Raw genomic sequence first — 17,433 nt, 5'->3', positions numbered from 1 at the left:
CCAGTTGCTGAAGGTTAAGGGCAGAAAGGTATTACTTAGAAAAATAAAGATATTGTTGCTAAGGCACGGTTTAAGACATCAGAATAAGTCAGAAAAGAACTTTGGATCATTAGGCCAAAGCCATAAGATGGCAAGTCCTCCAGCTAGTACTATGCCGAATAGGGTGGCAACCTTAAAGAATACTTTACGATCTCCTAAAACGGCGACTAATACTCCTTTAAACAAAAGGTTAGAGAGTGCCGCAACAAGAATGACACGCCAGCCATTTTGCAGCTCCACATTACCAATGCGCATGAGTCTTGATGTGGAGAGGGTAATGGCATCTACATCTGTAAGTCCGGAAATAACAGCGACTATGTATAGCCCCTTGCTGCCAAAATAGTCCTTTGCAAAAGCCGTTGCCAGTATTACAACCGCGTAAATCAAACCAAAGACCAAGGCAGTTTTTAGCTGAGCCGGATTCCCCTGTTCAGGCATCTTATCATGCCCACTGCCTTTAAAGAAATACATTCCCCCTGCCAAAAGAAGCATCAGCAGAAACAGCGCCGCAAGTGGAGGGACAACTACAGGAACAGTTTCAGTGGCGACAACGGAAACCTCTATGATGATGCGCACAACAGAAACAACCGAAGCGATGAATATGACAAGAGCAGCCAGGGATGTGCTGCTATCAGCATTTTTTGTTCTTCTGGCGTAGCTTACCGTGGTGGCTGTACTTGAAATGAGTCCACCAAGAATACCCCCTAAGACAGTGCCAGCTTTCTGCCCGAAAATTTTGTAAGCGAAATACCCGAGTAAACTGATGCCGACAATGAGTACTACCATAAGCCAGATGTTGTGTGGGTTCAGAACATCATAGGGGCCATAGGTATCATTAGGCAGTATGGGTAGAATAACAAGAGATATTACCACAAACTGCATGATAGCTTTAAGGTCTTTTCCTCCTATGCGCGCTACAAAACGATGAAGTGTATCCTTCAGGTGAAGGAGTACGGCTGTTGTAGCACCCACTGCTACTGCCACTGTTGTTTCTCCTAATACCAGGTATGCTCCTACAGTGAACATAAGCAGGGCAGCAGCTTCTGTTGTAAGACCGGGACTAAAGGGTGGTTCTTTGCTTTTCATGACGTTGCCCATCACCACCAGGCCTGCCATACTTAACAGGGCAGCAGCAATTACCCATCCGCCAAACTCATTTGCCAGTAAGGCAGACAGGGTCCCAAAAAGAGTGATCAATGGAAAAGTACGAATACCGGCAAGTTCTGACTTTTCATGCTGGCGTTGCAAGCCAACCAATAAGCCAAGACCTAAGGATATCGCTAATATTTGGAAGAGCTCCGGTTTCATAGAGTGTTGTAAATCACAAGCTACTGCTTAAAACAATAAAAGTATAGCCATGGCTATACTTTTATATTTGCATATTCTTTACGCTGTTTCAGCTATTGTTTGTTACATTTTTATAGCTGGCTGTCCTGAAGCAAAGAACTGCTCAGACGTTTTAACTCAATCTCAGCGGTTTTAGCCTGATAACGAATGTCAATTAATCGGTTCTCTGCAACTAATTGGTTGCGCTGTGCCTCCCGAAGTTCAATGGCAGTTAAAAGACCAAGCCGGTAACGTTCCAGCGCTATTTCTGCATTTTGTTGTGCAAGCACCTGGTTTGTTTCTTCCAGATCAAGTAGTTCCAGGCGATTCACATACTGGCTGTAGGCTCGGGCAAGTTCAGCTTCTAATCGGTTTTGCTCCTGCTGAAATTCCAACGTACTTGTCTCAATAGCTATGCGGGAGTTCTGCACCTGGCGGCTTATATTAAACCCATTGAACAGCGGTACTGATAAAACAACGCCATAGTTAAAGCCTATTCGTTCACTCTCGTTTGTTCCTACTGTGTTACCAAAGATTACAGGATCCTGTAAAGCACGGTTGTAGCCATAGCTTCCAGCCAAACCGATTACAGGCAAACGCTGTGCACGGGCAGCACGAAGATCATAGATGGCAAGATCACGTTGTAACTGAATGCGCTGCAAATCTGGATTAGCTGCAAGTAACGTGGCTTCCTCTAACGCAATGCTAATAGTTTTATCAACAACAATAGAGTCAATTGGGTCGAAATCAATGTTAGGATTGCGGCCAAGGAGCTGGTTCAAATCGATCTTTGCATTACGCAGGGCCTCCTTTTGTAAGAGTAGCTCAGATTTATCTGCATTAAAATCTACCTGAGCGCGCAGAATTTCCACCTTGGGACTTACACCAACATTGTACTGCTCCTGAGTCATTTTTAAGCGTTGCTCCGAAATAGTAATGGCGTCCTCTATTGCTTTTATTTTTCGGGCCTGTCGTACCACTTCATAATAGGCATCAGAAATATCAGCTACTGTATTTTCGACTATAGCTTTAGTAAACAACTTGCCGGACTTCTCCAGGGCTTGCAACCGGTTGTATTCTATAAACATGCGGCCGCCATCAAACACCGTCCAGTTAAGAAGCACACTGGCATTGGTAACATTCGTTTTTGAGTTATCTACCTCGCGGGGTGGGTTATTCTCGAACTGGTTACGAATGTTGTTATTGGTAAAGTCCCTGCTTACGCGGCCATCTGCTGTGGGCAGAAAGCCGGCATTTCCGAGGGTTACATTGTTTTCAGCAATGTCTTCCTGTTTGTCAGCTATTCTAATAGCATAATTCTGTTCAAGGCCGATGCGGATAGCCTCCTCCAGGGTTAGTTTATCCTGGCTAAAGGCCTTTTCAGGTAAAAGCAGTGCCACTGCGGTAAGCAGAAGCACTGCGGTTTTCAATGGAGACATGAATAGTTTATCCTATGGTTTTTCTATAGTTGTTTTAATAACCAGGAATTATCTGGAAAGAACAGGCTCTTGCTCACGTGCTGAAACCTCTGGTTCATTTTCATCCTCATCCTGATCTGGCATGCGCGAAACGTTGGCTTCTGCAGACGAGAAGTAAGAATAAACAGCCGGAATCACATAAAGCGTAAGACCAGTAGAGAAGATCAAACCTCCCACTACGGCAATACCCATCGAAACACGGCTTTCAGCACCGGCACCTAAAGCAAGGGCAATTGGCAAGGTACCAAGAATAGTAGACATGGAGGTCATCAGGATCGGACGGAAACGCTGAACAGCGGCATCCGTGGCAGCCTCAAGTTTATTAAGCCCGGCCTCTTTGCGCTGGTTAGCAAACTCCACGAGCAGGATACCATTCTTCGTTACAAGTCCCACTAGCATAATCATACCAATCTGGCTGAAGATGTTAAGCGTTTCTCCAAAATACCAGATGCTTATCAAGGCTCCTGCCAGGGCAAGTGGCACCGTAAACATAATGATAACCGGATCCCTGAAACTTTCGAACTGTGCAGAAAGTGCCAGGTAAATCAGGCCAAGAGCCAGTATGAAGGCAAACAATAAACTGCTGGAGCTCTCCGAGAAATCTCGTGACTGGCCTGCCAGTGAAGTCTGGTACGTATCATCCAGCACTTTATCTGCAATCGCATCCATCGCCTCAATGCCATCGCTGATCGTCTTGCCTTTGGCAAGTGATGCACTAAAGGTAGCAGCAGCAAAACGGTTGAAGCGGTACAACTGTGGAGAGGCACTCTCTTCGCTAAGGTCTATCAGGTTATCCAATTGAATTAACTGTCCCTGGTTATTCTTTACATAAAGACTGCGCAAGTCGATAGGAGCAGAGCGATTTTCGCGAGCCACCTGCCCGATGATCTGGTACTGTTTTCCGTCTTTGATGAAGTACCCGAAGCGCTGACCGCTGAGACCAGCTTGTAACGTCTGGGCTACATCGCGTACGCTTACACCCATTGCCTGGGCTTTCTCCCGGTTAATCTCAACACGTAATTCTGGTTTATTAAACTTAAGGTTCACATCCACAAACCCGAAAGTCGGGTCCTGGCGTGCTTCCTCCATGATCAATGGAATGATCTCGCGAAGCTTGGAGCCGTCCGGTGCCTGTACCACGAACTGCACAGGTTGGCCTGATCCACGTCCGCCGCCCAGTCCTTTGTCTCCGGAACCGAAAGCGCGTGCACCGGTAAGTTGGTTGGTGAGTCTGGATATCTCATCCACAATTTCCTGTTGTGTCTGATTTCTGTTTTCAGGTTCAACTAACCTTACACGCAGGAAACCTGAGTTAGACCCACCACCTGCAAACCCCGGTGAGGTCATGGCCACTAAATTGTCAATGCCTTGGATAGAGTCATTCACAAGCTGGGTTAACTCACTCATGTACTCATCCATAAATTCATAAGAGGCTCCTTCCGGCCCAGTCACCATTACTCGTAAACCGCCGCGGTCTTCGTCTGGGGCAAGCTCTGAGGGCAGCGTTTTCATGAACAGGAATATAGCGCCGGCTGATACAATAACTATGATAAAGGCAACCCATCGGACACGCATAAAGCTCTCTAAGCTGCTTCTATAACCACTTGTTAAGGCGGTAAAGAACGGCTCCGTTTTGCGGTAGAACCAGTTTGGCCTTTCACGGTGCTTCAGCATCCGCGAGCACATCATCGGCGTAAGTGTTAGCGAGACGAAAGAGGAAATAATAACAGAGCCCGCCACCACGATACCGAATTCGCGGAAAAGGCGGCCGGTAATACCTTCCAGGAATATAACAGGCATAAACACAGCCGCAAGAGCTACTGTAGTGGAGATAATAGCAAAGTATATTTCCTCTGATCCTTTCTTGGCAGCCTTCATAGGTTGCTGGCCGCTTTCTATCCTGGAGTAAATATTCTCCAGCATTACAATGGCATCATCCACAACCAGACCAATGGCTAGAACGATACCAAGCAGCGTCAGTACGTTAATGGAGAAATCCATTATGTACATGATAAAGAAAGCTCCGATCAATGAAACTGGAATAGCAACTACTGGTATAACCGTTGAGCGCCAGTCTCTCAAGAACAAGAAGATGATTATCACAACCAGTCCGAAGGCAACAAAGATGGTTTCTTGTACCTCGGAAATAGAAGCCTTGATGTATTTCGTGTTGTCAAAGCCGATAACTACTTCAATGTCTTCTGGGAGGTCTTTTTTGATCTGCTCCAGGCGTACATAAAACTCATCAGCAATCTCTACCTGGTTAGAGCCTGGCTGCGGAATCAGCACCACGCCCACCATCGGAATACCGTCGCGGCGAAGTATGGATTTTTCGTTTTCAGGGGCTAACTCAGCATGGCCGATGTCGCTGAAACGTATCAAACGATCCGCATCCTCACGCACAATCAGTTGGTTAAACTCTTCAGGAGTAGAAATACGGCCCATAGTACGCACTGAAAGTTCAGTGGTGGCACCCTCAATTCTACCGGATGGGAGCTCCAGGTTCTGGCGAACCAGTGCGTTCTGTACTTCAATGGGCGTTACCTGCAAGGCAGCCAGCTTATCCGGATCAAGCCACAGGCGCATAGAATAACGTTTCTCTCCCCAAATATCTACCGAGCTAACACCCGGTATAGTCTGGAGTCGCTCCTTAAATACGTTCTGAGCAATAGCTGAAATGTCTAAGAGGTTACGTGTAGCACTCTTGATACCCACAAAGATGATAGGGTTAGCGTCAGCATCGGCTTTAGAAACGGTAGGAGGGTCAGCATTGTCTGGTAGCCTGCGTTGCGCACGGGCCACGCGGTCACGCACATCATTTGCTGCGGCTTCCATGTCCACGCCCAGGTTGAACTCTACAGTAATGTTACTGCTACCCTCACGGCTGGAAGAGGTAAGTGTTCGGATACCAGCAATACCATTAATAGACTCCTCGAGGGGCTCAGTAATTTCCGACTCTATGGTCTCAGCATTGGCTCCCGTGTAGCTCGTAGAAACGTTTACAATCGGAGGATCTACGCTTGGATATTCGCGCACCCCCAGAAAGGATATACCTATGATACCAAATACAATGATCGTGATACTCATCACGATGGCCAGTACCGGTCGTTTTATACTTATGGATGATAAGCTTGCCATACTTCTTCTAAATCAAAATACAATGGTAGATGAGCAGCGGGGCCAATTTCTTAGCTTCTACTACTGCACATCTGGAACTATTTACTCTGGCCTTTTTACCCTGCGAATGGTAAGGTCAGATCCCGGACGTGCCTGTAGCACACCGGATTGAATGATTGTATCACCTGGCTCAATGCCTTCCAGTATCTGGATCATTGTTTCAGAGCGCTGACCAATTTTAACTATCTGTGGTACAGCTTTGCCGTCTTTTACAAGGAACAGTTTATGTCCTTCAGCTTCTGGTATAATGGATTCAGTTGGAACAAGTATTGCCTCTTCAACTTCTTTCAGACCAAGGCCTATCCTCACAAAAGCTCCAGGTCTAACTTCTTCATTTTTGTTATCAAAAAGGGCTCGTACCTGTAGGGTGCGCGTAGCAGGGTCTATGTTAGGCTGAATGGCATAAATATTTGCTTCATTTACTTCAGGGCTACCCTCTGCTGTAAAGGTTATCTTATCACCTTCCTTTATCATCTGGCTGTACCGGCCAGGAATAGAGAACTCTATTTTAACAGGGCTTACATCTACGATGCGTGCAATAGGGGTAGAGGCTGTCACATAGCTGCCTTCGCTTACCTGACGCAGACCAACTACGCCATCAAAAGGAGCTCTGATATATGCCTTTGCAAGAGAGGCTTTAAGTGCCTGAATGTCTGCAGTAGCTGTCGCCAATTGATTACTTACCTGGTCATACTCCTGTTTGCTGATATAGTCTTTCTCGAGCAGGGTGCGCTGGCGTTGCTCCATATCCTGGTAAAGCTTTTGGTTAGACTGCAGCTTCTGGAGTTGCGCCTGCATTTCTGCTGCATTCACTGTTAACAGCAGTTGCCCTTTGCGCACACGGCTTCCTTCTTCAAAGTTTATGTTGGTTACACGGCCTGAGACTTCACTGCGCAGTTCCACATCTTCATTTGGTAAAACGGTACCCGTAGAGACAATAGAGTTTTGATAAGCTGTGGGGGAAACTACGTACACGTCAACGGCTACTTTCTGGGCCATAGGGCCTCCGCCACCGCCAGCTGGTGTGGCTGGTTCATCGCTGGTAAAAATTTTTGAGTAAAGCAGGTAGCCAACAGCTACAACTGCTACCAAAATTAGTACGGATTTAATAGGTTTACTCATCTGAGTCTTATGCGGGTTATAATGTATGATTCTAATTGCTAAAGCCTTAACAAGGCAACAAGGGTATAGTTCGTACTTAGACAGTCTAAAAGGTAAAACGTTTAAAATTACTGAGTCATCAGATCAAAGAAAAGTAAGCGTGCACCTTCCTCTACAAACAGGTATTTTAGCACGACAAACAGTGAGTTTCTATGTTTAAACAGTGGTAAGTAAAAATATGTGCCGATATGAGTGAAAACAGCAAGAAAAGAAATTTTTTTCAGGACGTATATGAGGTGGTAAAGTTAATTCCTCCTGGGCGGGTGACTTCCTACGGAGCAATAGCCAGTTACCTGGGCTCGAAAGGCTCCGCGCGTATGGTTGGCTGGGCGTTAATCGCGTCGCACCCGATGACTCATATTCCGGCGCACAGGGTTGTGAACCGAATAGGAATGCTCACAGGCAGCCAGCATTTTGATTCTCCAAACGCCATGCAGGAACGCCTGGAGCAGGACGGGGTGCGGGTGGAGAATAACCAGGTGGTGGACTTTCAGAAACTTTTCTGGGACCCGGCGAAGGAGTTGATGTAGGATAGAGTATAGTTAGTGTTTTATATGATAGGTTGATTTGTTATACCCAGCAAAAATACCAAATCCATCTTTTATGTTGTTGTGAACAGGTATTGGAGCAGTCAGAAAATTGTCACGGTATGATTGTTTCTCTAACGTTTTAGAATAAGTATAATAGTCAGGGGTGATTTGGACTACATTCAAAGTCAGCACCTTGCCTTTGGCTGGCCTTTCATACCGTACTTTAAGAGGGGCATCTTGTCCATCTATAAACTTGTCGCTGAAGAAGTACCGGCTACTAACATTGAACTCCTCCTCAAATGGTGCATTAAAGTTAATGCTGACGTAGTTCTTATATGGTTCGCCTGTGTGTGATGTGTCCTGTATATAAGCATTTACGTAATAATAGTTTGCTGCATTTGGCTCATCTTTTAGGATAAAGGATGCCTCTACTTCAGCCATCTGAGGGTCTTTGACATTACGAACGGCAGCTAATTTAAAATTTGTGATAACAGGTTTTGAAGGCACAAAGTCGGTTGCGGTGCAACTATGGTATCCAGGCGCATTAGCTTTTATAGTATAACGTTGCAGAGGTAGTGGTAACACTTCGGTAGATTTATACTTGCCATTGCCAATATGCTGCAGTGAGTTTATCTTTTGGCTGCCCTGGTATATCTCCACTACCGCATTTTGTACCATATGATAAGGCATACTTGTTAGAGCACTTTGGCTTGCACTAATTTCAACGGCCCATGCACTGTCTGGGGTAAAAGTGCTGTTAACAACCAACTGCGCCTTTGGTTCAGGCAGTTCTAGTTCAACAATATCTGTGCATCCGCTCAGCAACAGCAAAATACATAAAAATGAAGTTAACTTTCTCATCGGGTTTAATTTAGAATTTAAATCCATAGCTAAAAGACGGCAACACCGGAAACAGCGACTTTTGATAAAGCCTGCGCTGGGAACCTGAGGTGGTGCTCGAACTGGCATTGCTTAGGTACAAATAGTATGGATTTCTGCGGTTGTAGGCATTGTAAACAGAAAAGTTCCAGCTGCGCTCTCCCCACTTTTTGATTTTGGTATGTGTCAGGCTTAGATCCAGGCGGTGGTAAGCTGGCATGCGGTAATTATTGCGTTCACCCAGGTAATCCACAGTTTCAATGTGCGGCGATTCGGAACCGGGTCTGTAGATAGGCTCGCCGTAGGCTTTGTACCTGACCATGGGCAGCGTGGTGGCATAGCCGGTGCGGTACACCCAGCTGCCGCCTATACTTAGCTTCTCTGTTAGCTGATGGTTAGCAACAAGAGATACACTGTGTCGGCTGTCATAAGTGTAAGGGTATTTATGGTTATAGTTGATACTGTCCAGTTGCCTCCACGACCAAGCCAAAGTATAACCTGCCCAGCCAGTAGTTCTGCCTTGTCGCTTTCGCAACAGCCATTCTGATCCGTAACTCCAGCCTTTGCCGCTTGCTATGCGTGTTTCGTAAGGCGGAGCAACAAAGTTGGCAAAGTTAGTTTGAGGGCCGCTCCTTAAAAAGTCGCCTACAAAGTCTCCTCCATCTTTAAACTCCGCCACGTCTTTCATTACTTTATAGTATAGGTCGGATGTAAGCTCCCACTGCTGGTTTATAACAGAAGCAGCACCCAAAGTTGCTTGCCACGAACGCTGTGGTTTTACTTTATCAGTAACAGGAACCCAAATATCTGTAGGTGTGCCCGTGGATGTATTACTTAACAAGTGTAGGTATTGTGCCATTGTGGCATAGGATGCACGTATACTAATGCCGCTTTCAGATGTATAACCAAGAGAAAGTCGTGGTTGCAGGGAATTAAAGGTTTTACCGTTTACGACAAAGCCAGAGAAGTGTAAACCGGCAGAAGCTTGCAGTCGGTTACTCAGCTGGATCCTATCTTCTGCATAAGTATAGAATTCGTGTGCTAAAATGTCATATGAAGTGCCTGCTGTAAGTATTAGGGTGTCAGTTGCCAGTGTGGTATGTTCAGGGTTAAAGCTATGGTAGGTATAGCTGCCCCCAAATTTGACACTATGTTTGGTATCAGCAGCAAAATCAAAATCTACTTTGGCCCCCCAGTCCTTTATTCCTGAAGTATAGTCCACCGTACGGTTAATGTCAATACCCCCTTGATTCTGAGTAAGCTGTGTGCTTTGCCCAAAGCTATAGCGGCTATGGGTGAGGGTCAAGTTACTAAACAGCCTTGCATTATAAATATGGTTCCAGCGCAGTGCACTTGTGATGTTACCCCAATGCATTTTAAATCGTTGATTTTCATTAATAAACTCTTGCTTGTCAGAGAAACCGTCATTCCCACCATATACACTCAAATAAATTCTATTTGAAGGAGAGAAGGTGTGGTTGATCTTAGCGTTAAGATCGTAGAAACTATAGCTGCTGCTCATAGTCTCGCCACTCATAGCTTCAGCTGCAGCTGTAAGTAGATCCAGATAAGTGCGTCGTGCTGTAACCAGGAAAGAAGTTTTTTCACTACTAATAGGACCTTCCAGAAGAAACTTTGATGAAATGAACCCTACGCTACCCTCTCCTGAAATCCGCTGATTGTTACCTTCTTTCAGTTGTACATCCACGATAGAAGAAAGCCTGCCTCCATATGGTGCCGGAAAGCCGCCTTTGATCACATCAACATTTTTAATAGCATCAGGGTTAAAAACGGAAAAGGTACCAAGCAAATGAGATACATTATAAACCGGCACTCCATCCAGTAAGATGAGGTTTTGGTCAGGGCTACCACCTCGCACAATGAGATCAGAAGATCCTTCTCTTCCGGCTAATACACCTGGCAGTAGCTGTATTGCTTTGATCACATCGGCTTCACCCATGAGTTGAGGGAGTTGCTTAATTTCTGTGCTTCTGATCGATAGACGGTTAGCCTGATACAAGTCTGTGGCTTTTTCAGCCACTACATTTACTTCATGGATTACATTCGACAGAGGCTGTAACTGCAACTGAAGCACAGTATCTTTGGAAACAAATGGGATGGAAACACGCAGCACTTCATATCCAAGATAACGCACCTGTAACTGCATTGGGCCAGGAGGTACAGCTAAGCTATAAAATCCAAAAGTGTTAGAGACGGAACCGAGAGTCCCGTTTGTTATAGTGGCTCCTGCCAAACTCTCTCCTGATGTCGCATCTATAACATGTCCACTGATTGTAAGGCGTTCATTCTTGTTTGTTGTGTTCCTGGCTGGGTGCAAAATAACTTGGCTCCCAATTATGCTGTAATGCGTACGGGTGCCTTGAAGTATCTTGTCAAGTACCTGGCGCAGTGGCTGGTTTTCAGCCGTGATATTTATCTTCCGCTGCAGCGGCACTAGATCGTTGCCGTAAGAGAAGGGAATATTATACCTTTCAGATAGCTCCGTTAACACCAGCTGGATGGTGGTATCGGTTCTTTTTACTGATATTTTCTGATCGAGTAAGTTCGCCTGCCCTAGAACGGTAAAGGCAATAGCAAGCCAGCAAATGCCGAAGCACAGTATTCGTTTGTTCATAGATGATGAAGTTGATCTTTTTATTTACAGCCTTCGCCGGTTACGATGATATAGGTATGTTCATTTTGCTTTGAAATCTCTATTTGCAGGGATGCTTCCAGAACCTGAAGGACCTCTTCCAGGCTACTGCCTTGAAAGGTACCTGTAAAGCGACAGCTGGCCAGGTCTGGTTGTTGCAATAGCATCCTTGCGCCATAATACCGCTCTAGTTCAGTCAGCACATCGCGAAGAGACTTTCCCTTGAACTGTAACTTTTGGGTTTTCCAGGCCCAGGCATTTTCATCAGGTGCGTCGTACTTCACAATCCGCTTATCCTGCTTCAAAAATGTAACACCAAAGCCAGGAGTCACAATGGCTTGCTCAGCCCCTGCAGCACTAAAAGCTACTTTGCCTGTGGCCACTGTTAGCTCCACAGTTTCTTCCAGTGGGTAAGCGCGCAGGTTAAAAGAAGTGCCTAACACCAGTGTCTTTGCTGCTTCTGCTTCTATTACAAAAGGTTTCTGCGGATTGTGCGTCACTTCAAAGAATGCTTCTCCTTCTAAGCGTACATCTCGCTGTGGTCCGTCAAAATCAGGATCATAGGCCAATAAACTGCTTTTATTGAGCCAAACGCGACTACTGTCGGGCAGCCATACGGCTATATCCTTGTTACCAGATTCTACTACCTGCATTCCATAATAAGGCAGGAAGTAGAGCTTAGCCAGCCAGGCTATGCCAATTACTAGTACTGCAGCGGCAGCTACCTGCCACAGTTGCCGGTAGAGCGGAATCACCTTCTTGTCCTGATGGTGCGTGTGCTCCAGTTTAGCATGCACTTTTTGCCAGGCAGCATCAGTGTCTACTGTTAAGGTTTGAGCAGGCGCTGTCATTTTCCAGAGCTGTTTCTGAGCTTTGTACTCATCCATATGCTCCGGATGCTGTTCCAGCCATTGTAGTAGCACCTCCTGCTCAGTAGGCGTGGCCTTTCCCTCAAAGGTTTTGGCTGCTATATCCCAGTATTTGCTATCCATGGCAGGTGGTGCAGTTTCGCACATTAAGTTTGATTATAGCTTGGTGGCTTTTGCCAAGGCACCAGTCTTTTCTATCGTTTCTCATAAGTATGACAGTTGAAAAAAGCAGTACCGCTACTCCGTCATGAAAAAAAATGAAAAATAATTTTTAGACATACCAACAGTAGCCCCAGCAGCGCTTTACGAAACAAACTTAGGGCTTTCTTAATGTGGTTGTCTACCGTATTGGGGGAGATGTTCAGGAAGTCAGCGATCTCCTTGTGCGTCATCTCTTCGTAGCGACTAAGAAGGAATACCTTTTGGCACATAGGAGGCAGGTTATTTATTACCTGCTGTACTCGCTGCTGTAGCTCGTGCAGCTCCAGTTCTTGGCCTGCCTCAACTGTTTGAGTCTGCTCTTGCTGGTACTGCTCAGCAAGTATAGCACGGCGCTTTTGGGTGCTAATGTGATTGAGAGCTTTGTTAAGACACGCTCTATAAAGATAAGCTTCTGAATTCTCTACTGTATGACGGTCCTGGTGATTCCAATACTGTACAAATATTGCCTGTACGATATCCTCAGCCACATCCATGTCACCAACTATCCGGTGAATACGCTGGCACAGGCGTTGGTAGTTTTGCCTGAAGAGGCTTTCGTAGTGTATAAGTTGGTCCTGCTCGTCGGACATAGTATTCAGAAATGAAGCTATAAATATAGGAACTTATACCTGGATTTTGAGCAGTGTGTAGGTGAAGATCAGGAGAATATGAAGCAACAAGAATAAATTTGGTACTGAAGCCACTTACAAATGAATCAGCTCTCCAGCAATTTTTCAGCAGCCTTAGATCCTTTTATTATCCTGGCGCATAGCTGGACCCATAAAGGAAGAGAAAACTTTCGGAAATCCGGAAGGCTCTCCTGCATTTCATAAAGTCATCTTAGTTTTCCTATTTCCTAGATCCTCCCAAGTATGGGTTGTCTCCAACGGGAAAGGCCGTCTGCAGTGCTAATAACAATTTTGTGTATCGGGATCTATTATACTTCCTGATCACATATGAATAAGCGAGCTTCCGACCCACAAACTTGGCTACAAATGCTATTTGTGCGCCAACCTGCAAGGGTTTTGATGTTCCTATTGCGCAGACATGATGGTTACATAACATTTAGGTGCCCTATCCGGGTTAGTTGCATAGGCTGTCACTCTCTCAGTTGGTCGCTTTATTATAGTCTCGGAGATTGTATTAACGGACAAAAGGTTAATTACAGTATTCTATTTTAACATCAGGAGTATCATCTGTAGTGTTAGCACCAGGGTAAATTGCCAGCACCCAAATACCATATTCAAAGTATTCGACATGATCCCATGTATGTTGTCCGTTGTTGGTAGTCAAATTATAATCCCAGGGAACTACTAACTCCCAGTCGTTAGATCCGTCTCTTTTTATGTAAAAGTTTTTGATGTAGCTGTTTGCTGGCAGGTATGAAAAAACATTAGATATGCTGATTTGCGTGTACCAGGGATGTGTCCACTTTAAGTCTTTAATAATTACTTCTTTATTTTCAGTGGCACACTTCGGCTCAGCAACAGTGACTTTTACCGTATCTACTGATGATAGATTATAATAGTCGGTCACAGTCAATTCGAATTCATAAACACCAACTTTTACAAGCCTGTCTACAAATGTTTTAGGCTTGTCAGAAGTATCATAATTTATTACTTCCTGTTGAGAAGGGCCTTTGATCAATTTCCATCTATAAGAAACAATGCTACCTGTACTGGCTTTCCCATTTAGGGTATAACTGCTAAAAGGAACATAAATGGTTGTGTCGTTGCCAGCTTGTGCAACTGGTGCTGTGTGACCAACAGGTGGTGAAGGAGGGGGTGAGGGTGGACTGGGAGGAGGTGGATTAGGTGTAGTGGGCGGTGGAACAGTTGGCTGACTAGGTTGGAGAGGACTGACAGCATCTTCTTTTGAGCACGCTGCAAGTATCAACAAGAAAATGAACACTGTCATTGTCAAGGAATGAAATCTCTTTTTCATGAACCTTGTAATTAAATCTGAATAGATGCATATAGTGTACAGTTAAACTAGGTACAGATCATTTTTCTTAATGTGTACCTCACCTGTATGTTTCTGTAAGTTTATACGAACCTACTGAAGGTAATCTTTTCTTGTATCAAGAAATTTAGTAGAGATATTGAATTAGGAGGTGTATCTACTGTGGTATTTTTCTGACCTGGTAGAAGTAGGAGACTCGATAGTATAAATCACTGCTTTACAGGTTTCTATTCTCCCGCCGTAGGCAGTGGTACTCAAAGACTATGGACGATATTCCTGTGCCTTCAGAGGATCTCAGTACCTTCTTAAATGAACCATCGTCGAAGAAAAAATACTGTAGTTGAAGCTCTTGATACTTGTCTCTTTTCTTGCCATTCAAATGCCACAGCCGCTTGATTGGCTCCATTTGTATCATTTTAAAAGCGGGGTCCCATTTTCCAGCCATCAAAATAAGGGCATTTCCTGAGGCATCATACTGGACAAACTCAAAATGTGCTTTGTCTTCGCAGAAACGCAGCATACCTTCATATTGCTGTACCTGACCATCAGGCTGTTTTATCTCGAATATCTCTCGTAAGGTGTTATTTTTATTAAGGCTATAGCTGGCTTTGCCTATAGCTTCGAAGAAATGCTGTTGCTGGGGTAGCCATATGAGGGTATTTGCTTCATGTGTGCCATACATTTTGGCAAATAACCTATCAGCATCTGCAACTGTAAAGCTCTTTCCTTTCTGTGCCTGTGTGAAGATTGGCAACATCCATATTAGCAGCACTGCTGTTAAATGGAAAGTTATTTTCTTTTTCATCTTTTTATTTTGTTTTTAGGTAGTATTGGTTTGTTGCAACTAGCAGATTACTAATATGATAACAACTTAATGATGAGTTTGTATCCTTATGGTTGCATGTGTTAGATGAATAGATGGAAGTTTCGGATGTATGCCTGAATTCTTTGTGTGAACAGGAAGTAGCTCGAGGGTAATCTCGACGAATAAGGTGACGGTTTTGGCTGGAACCAAGCTACTCAAGAAAGCTGTTAGTCAGGTGTAGTTTGCAGCTTAGGGCAGGCTTGTTGCGTACTGTCTAAAAGTGCTGAGAGCCAACTGGTGACGTGCAGAAGAAAGTATATCTTTGTAACATGGAGTTAAAGTTGGGAACAGCAAGTGCTTTAGGGCCAAGGGTATGGAGTTTACCGGATGTGCGTAACCTTACGCAAAACCGCTTAATGCTGCACCTGCTCTTCTGGGCGGTTTATGTAAGCTTTTTCGGTTTGCTGTATGGCAGTTATATTGACGATTACTATACTGCTTTTATGGTGGAGCTTGTGGAGCTGCCGTTCAAAATGGCGTTAGTGTACTTTAATATGTACTACCTGATGCCGCGCTACCTGCTGCAGAAGCGCTACCTGGAGTTTTTTGTTTACCTTCTTTTGCTGATGGGGGCTATCGGTGCCTTGATGCAGTTTGTCCTTCTGCCCTTCTTAATTCATCCGCTGTTTTGTCCTGCTACCTGCACCGAAGATAACCTGACAGTGTTCCGCTTTATCAAGAACATCGTTAACATCAATTATGTAGTAGCCATCACAGCGGTTATTGCTTTGTTAAAGAACTGGTACAGTCATCAGAAAGCTGCCCAGACGCTTACGCAGGATAAGTTAGAAGCAGAGTTAAAGTTGTTAAAGGCGCAGATACACCCTCATTTTCTTTTTAACACACTGAATAGCTTATATTCTCTCACACTCAAAAAGTCTGACAATGCGCCGGAGGTTGTGCTGAAGCTATCGAGTTTAATGGACTACATGCTGTACGACGCCAACGCTGCCCAGGTGCCGTTGGAGAAGGAGCTTGATTATATTAAGAACTATATCGCCCTGGAGCGCATCCGGTATGGAAAGCGGGTAGAAGTACAGTTTACGGAGTCAGGAAGTATTGCCGGTAAAAAGATTGCGCCCCTCATACTTTTGCCTTTTGTAGAAAATGCTTTCAAACATGGTGTTAGCACCGAAACAGAAAACGCATGGATCCGCATAGATGTTAAAGTTACAGGGGAGAAACTGGTGCTACTGGTAGAGAACTGCAAATGCGCAGATAAAGCCAGTGCCAACACGCGTGATATGGCTTCAGGTATCGGGCTAAAAAACCTGCAGCGTCGTCTGGAGTTGCTTTATGAAGACAGGTATGAACTGGAGGTAGAAGATGAGCCGGATAGCTACGCTGCACGCCTGGAACTGAACCTTCTGGAAGAATAATAAACCTGATACCCTAAGACCTGAGAAACATATAAACTATGAAATTACGCTGCATGATTGTGGATGATGAGCCACTGGCACTGGATGTGCTGGAAACTTTCATACAACGCCTGGATAATCTGGAACTGGTTTGCCGCTGCAACAATGCAGTGGAGGCATACAACTGTCTGCAGGAAGAGCACATTGACCTTCTCTTTCTTGATATTCAGATGCCGAAATTAACCGGTATTGATTTTCTTAAGTCACTGGCGCACCCTCCGAAAGTTATTTTCACTACTGCGTATCGGGATTATGCCCTGGAGGGCTTTGAGCTAAATGCGGTTGATTACCTGCTGAAGCCTATTGCTTTTGAGCGTTTTCTTAAGGCAGTGTCTAAAGTAAGTACAGGAGAATCCAAACCTGTGGCAGCTGCCATAGCAACTTCTCCGGTTCAAATATCTGAACCTGCTCTTAATTATAAGGAGGCATTTATTTATCTGAAGGCTGATAAGAAAATGGTGAAGGTGATGCTTTCGGATATTCTCTACATTGAAAGCCTTAAAGATTACATTCGGGTTAAAACAGACACAAAAGAAATCATCTCTTACCAGAAGATATCCTTTCTGGAAGAAAAGCTCCCGGCTAATAAGTTCCTGCGCATACACCGATCTTTTATCGTAGCCCTTGACAAAATTCAGGCTTTTTCTGCCACAGCAGTAGATATAGGTAAAACAGAGATACCTATTGGTCGTTTTTACAAGAATGAGGTGCTACAGGTCCTGAACCAGAATAATCTTCTGGAAACTTAATTTCCATAATTATGAATTAGAAATTTTAAACTGGAAATTAGGAAAATGGCAGAAACGGTTTGAAAGGTTCAGAAGTATAGGTAAGATCTATCAGCCATCTCTAATTTTAATACATAATTTCTAATT

The 17,433-nt window shown here is 44.6% G+C and carries 13 protein-coding genes; 3 read left to right on the top strand and 10 right to left on the bottom strand.

The features are described from left to right. Positions 1–78: 78 nt before the first annotated feature. From ACFSRY_RS11325 to ACFSRY_RS11310, 4 genes are all read right to left on the bottom strand, one after another. A complete protein-coding gene (locus tag ACFSRY_RS11325; protein ID WP_377507110.1) occupies positions 79–1,347 on the bottom strand; it encodes an MgtC/SapB family protein in 1,269 nt (422 codons plus the stop codon). Between the two features lie 110 nt (positions 1,348–1,457). Continuing rightward, on the bottom strand, positions 1,458–2,804 hold the full coding sequence (locus tag ACFSRY_RS11320; RefSeq protein WP_377507107.1) for a TolC family protein: 1,347 nt from the start codon (positions 2,802–2,804) through the stop codon (positions 1,458–1,460). 48 nt (positions 2,805–2,852) lie between these two features. Next, entirely contained in the window at positions 2,853–5,981 is a 3,129-nt protein-coding gene (locus ACFSRY_RS11315; protein WP_377507104.1) for an efflux RND transporter permease subunit, read from the bottom strand. An 81-nt stretch (positions 5,982–6,062) separates the two neighbouring features. Further along, entirely contained in the window at positions 6,063–7,142 is a 1,080-nt protein-coding gene (locus tag ACFSRY_RS11310) for an efflux RND transporter periplasmic adaptor subunit (RefSeq protein WP_377507101.1), read from the bottom strand. A gap of 227 nt (positions 7,143–7,369) precedes the next feature. On the opposite strand from ACFSRY_RS11310, the gene ACFSRY_RS11305 reads away from it, so the two are divergent. Beyond that, positions 7,370–7,711, top strand: a complete 342-nt coding sequence (locus tag ACFSRY_RS11305; RefSeq protein ID WP_377507098.1) for an MGMT family protein — start codon at positions 7,370–7,372, stop codon at positions 7,709–7,711. A gap of 12 nt (positions 7,712–7,723) precedes the next feature. Here ACFSRY_RS11305 and ACFSRY_RS11300 read toward each other — a convergent pair whose 3' ends face one another. The 6 genes from ACFSRY_RS11300 to ACFSRY_RS11275 form a co-directional block, all read right to left on the bottom strand. Next, entirely contained in the window at positions 7,724–8,572 is an 849-nt protein-coding gene (locus ACFSRY_RS11300; protein WP_377507093.1) for a DUF4249 domain-containing protein, read from the bottom strand. Positions 8,573–8,582: 10 nt separating this feature from the next. Continuing rightward, positions 8,583–11,225: a TonB-dependent receptor plug domain-containing protein gene (locus ACFSRY_RS11295; protein WP_377507090.1), complete on the bottom strand. Its 2,643-nt coding sequence runs from the start codon at positions 11,223–11,225 to the stop codon at positions 8,583–8,585. A gap of 20 nt (positions 11,226–11,245) precedes the next feature. Further along, positions 11,246–12,259 carry a FecR family protein gene (locus tag ACFSRY_RS11290; protein ID WP_377507087.1) on the bottom strand — a complete coding sequence of 338 codons (1,014 nt, stop codon included), beginning with the start codon at positions 12,257–12,259 and terminating at the stop codon, positions 11,246–11,248. Positions 12,260–12,357: 98 nt separating this feature from the next. After that, complete coding sequence (locus ACFSRY_RS11285) at positions 12,358–12,903, bottom strand: RNA polymerase sigma-70 factor (protein ID WP_377507084.1); 546 nt, start codon at positions 12,901–12,903, stop codon at positions 12,358–12,360. 568 nt (positions 12,904–13,471) lie between these two features. Beyond that, positions 13,472–14,257, bottom strand: coding sequence for a PKD domain-containing protein (locus tag ACFSRY_RS11280; protein WP_377507081.1), 786 nt, complete (start codon positions 14,255–14,257; stop codon positions 13,472–13,474). Positions 14,258–14,492: 235 nt separating this feature from the next. Continuing rightward, on the bottom strand, positions 14,493–15,080 hold the full coding sequence (locus ACFSRY_RS11275; RefSeq protein WP_377507078.1) for a hypothetical protein: 588 nt from the start codon (positions 15,078–15,080) through the stop codon (positions 14,493–14,495). A gap of 302 nt (positions 15,081–15,382) precedes the next feature. Between ACFSRY_RS11275 and ACFSRY_RS11270 the strand changes: the two genes are divergently transcribed. Both ACFSRY_RS11270 and ACFSRY_RS11265 read left to right on the top strand, forming a co-directional pair. After that, positions 15,383–16,519 (top strand): sensor histidine kinase, encoded by a 1,137-nt coding sequence (locus tag ACFSRY_RS11270; protein WP_377507075.1) that lies wholly within the window; start codon positions 15,383–15,385, stop codon positions 16,517–16,519. 38 nt (positions 16,520–16,557) lie between these two features. Next, entirely contained in the window at positions 16,558–17,307 is a 750-nt protein-coding gene (locus ACFSRY_RS11265) for a LytR/AlgR family response regulator transcription factor (RefSeq protein WP_377507072.1), read from the top strand. The last annotated feature ends 126 nt before the right edge of the window (positions 17,308–17,433 follow it).

Origin of the sequence: Pontibacter locisalis (assembly GCF_042684605.1) — a bacterium.
In the GTDB taxonomy this organism is placed as follows: Bacteria; Bacteroidota; Bacteroidia; order Cytophagales; family Hymenobacteraceae; genus Pontibacter; species Pontibacter locisalis.
Note: the sequence above shows the minus strand (reverse complement) of the source record. Positions and strands in the feature narration are given on the sequence as shown.

Bases quoted from the DNA above. Each gene is read 5' to 3' on its own strand.
- ACFSRY_RS11320 (WP_377507107.1), bottom strand. From the start codon at position 2,804: ATGTCTCCATTGAAAACCGCAGTGCTTCTGCTTACCGCAGTGGCACTG.
- ACFSRY_RS11275 (WP_377507078.1), bottom strand. From the start codon at position 15,080: ATGAAAAAGAAAATAACTTTCCATTTAACAGCAGTGCTGCTAATATGG.
- ACFSRY_RS11280 (WP_377507081.1), bottom strand. From the start codon at position 14,257: ATGAAAAAGAGATTTCATTCCTTGACAATGACAGTGTTCATTTTCTTG.
- ACFSRY_RS11265 (WP_377507072.1), top strand. From the start codon at position 16,558: ATGAAATTACGCTGCATGATTGTGGATGATGAGCCACTGGCACTGGAT.
- ACFSRY_RS11310 (WP_377507101.1), bottom strand. From the start codon at position 7,142: ATGAGTAAACCTATTAAATCCGTACTAATTTTGGTAGCAGTTGTAGCT.
- ACFSRY_RS11295 (WP_377507090.1), bottom strand. From the start codon at position 11,225: ATGAACAAACGAATACTGTGCTTCGGCATTTGCTGGCTTGCTATTGCC.
- ACFSRY_RS11290 (WP_377507087.1), bottom strand. From the start codon at position 12,259: ATGTGCGAAACTGCACCACCTGCCATGGATAGCAAATACTGGGATATA.
- ACFSRY_RS11305 (WP_377507098.1), top strand. From the start codon at position 7,370: ATGAGTGAAAACAGCAAGAAAAGAAATTTTTTTCAGGACGTATATGAG.
- ACFSRY_RS11285 (WP_377507084.1), bottom strand. From the start codon at position 12,903: ATGTCCGACGAGCAGGACCAACTTATACACTACGAAAGCCTCTTCAGG.
- ACFSRY_RS11300 (WP_377507093.1), bottom strand. From the start codon at position 8,572: ATGAGAAAGTTAACTTCATTTTTATGTATTTTGCTGTTGCTGAGCGGA.
- ACFSRY_RS11325 (WP_377507110.1), bottom strand. From the start codon at position 1,347: ATGAAACCGGAGCTCTTCCAAATATTAGCGATATCCTTAGGTCTTGGC.
- ACFSRY_RS11315 (WP_377507104.1), bottom strand. From the start codon at position 5,981: ATGGCAAGCTTATCATCCATAAGTATAAAACGACCGGTACTGGCCATC.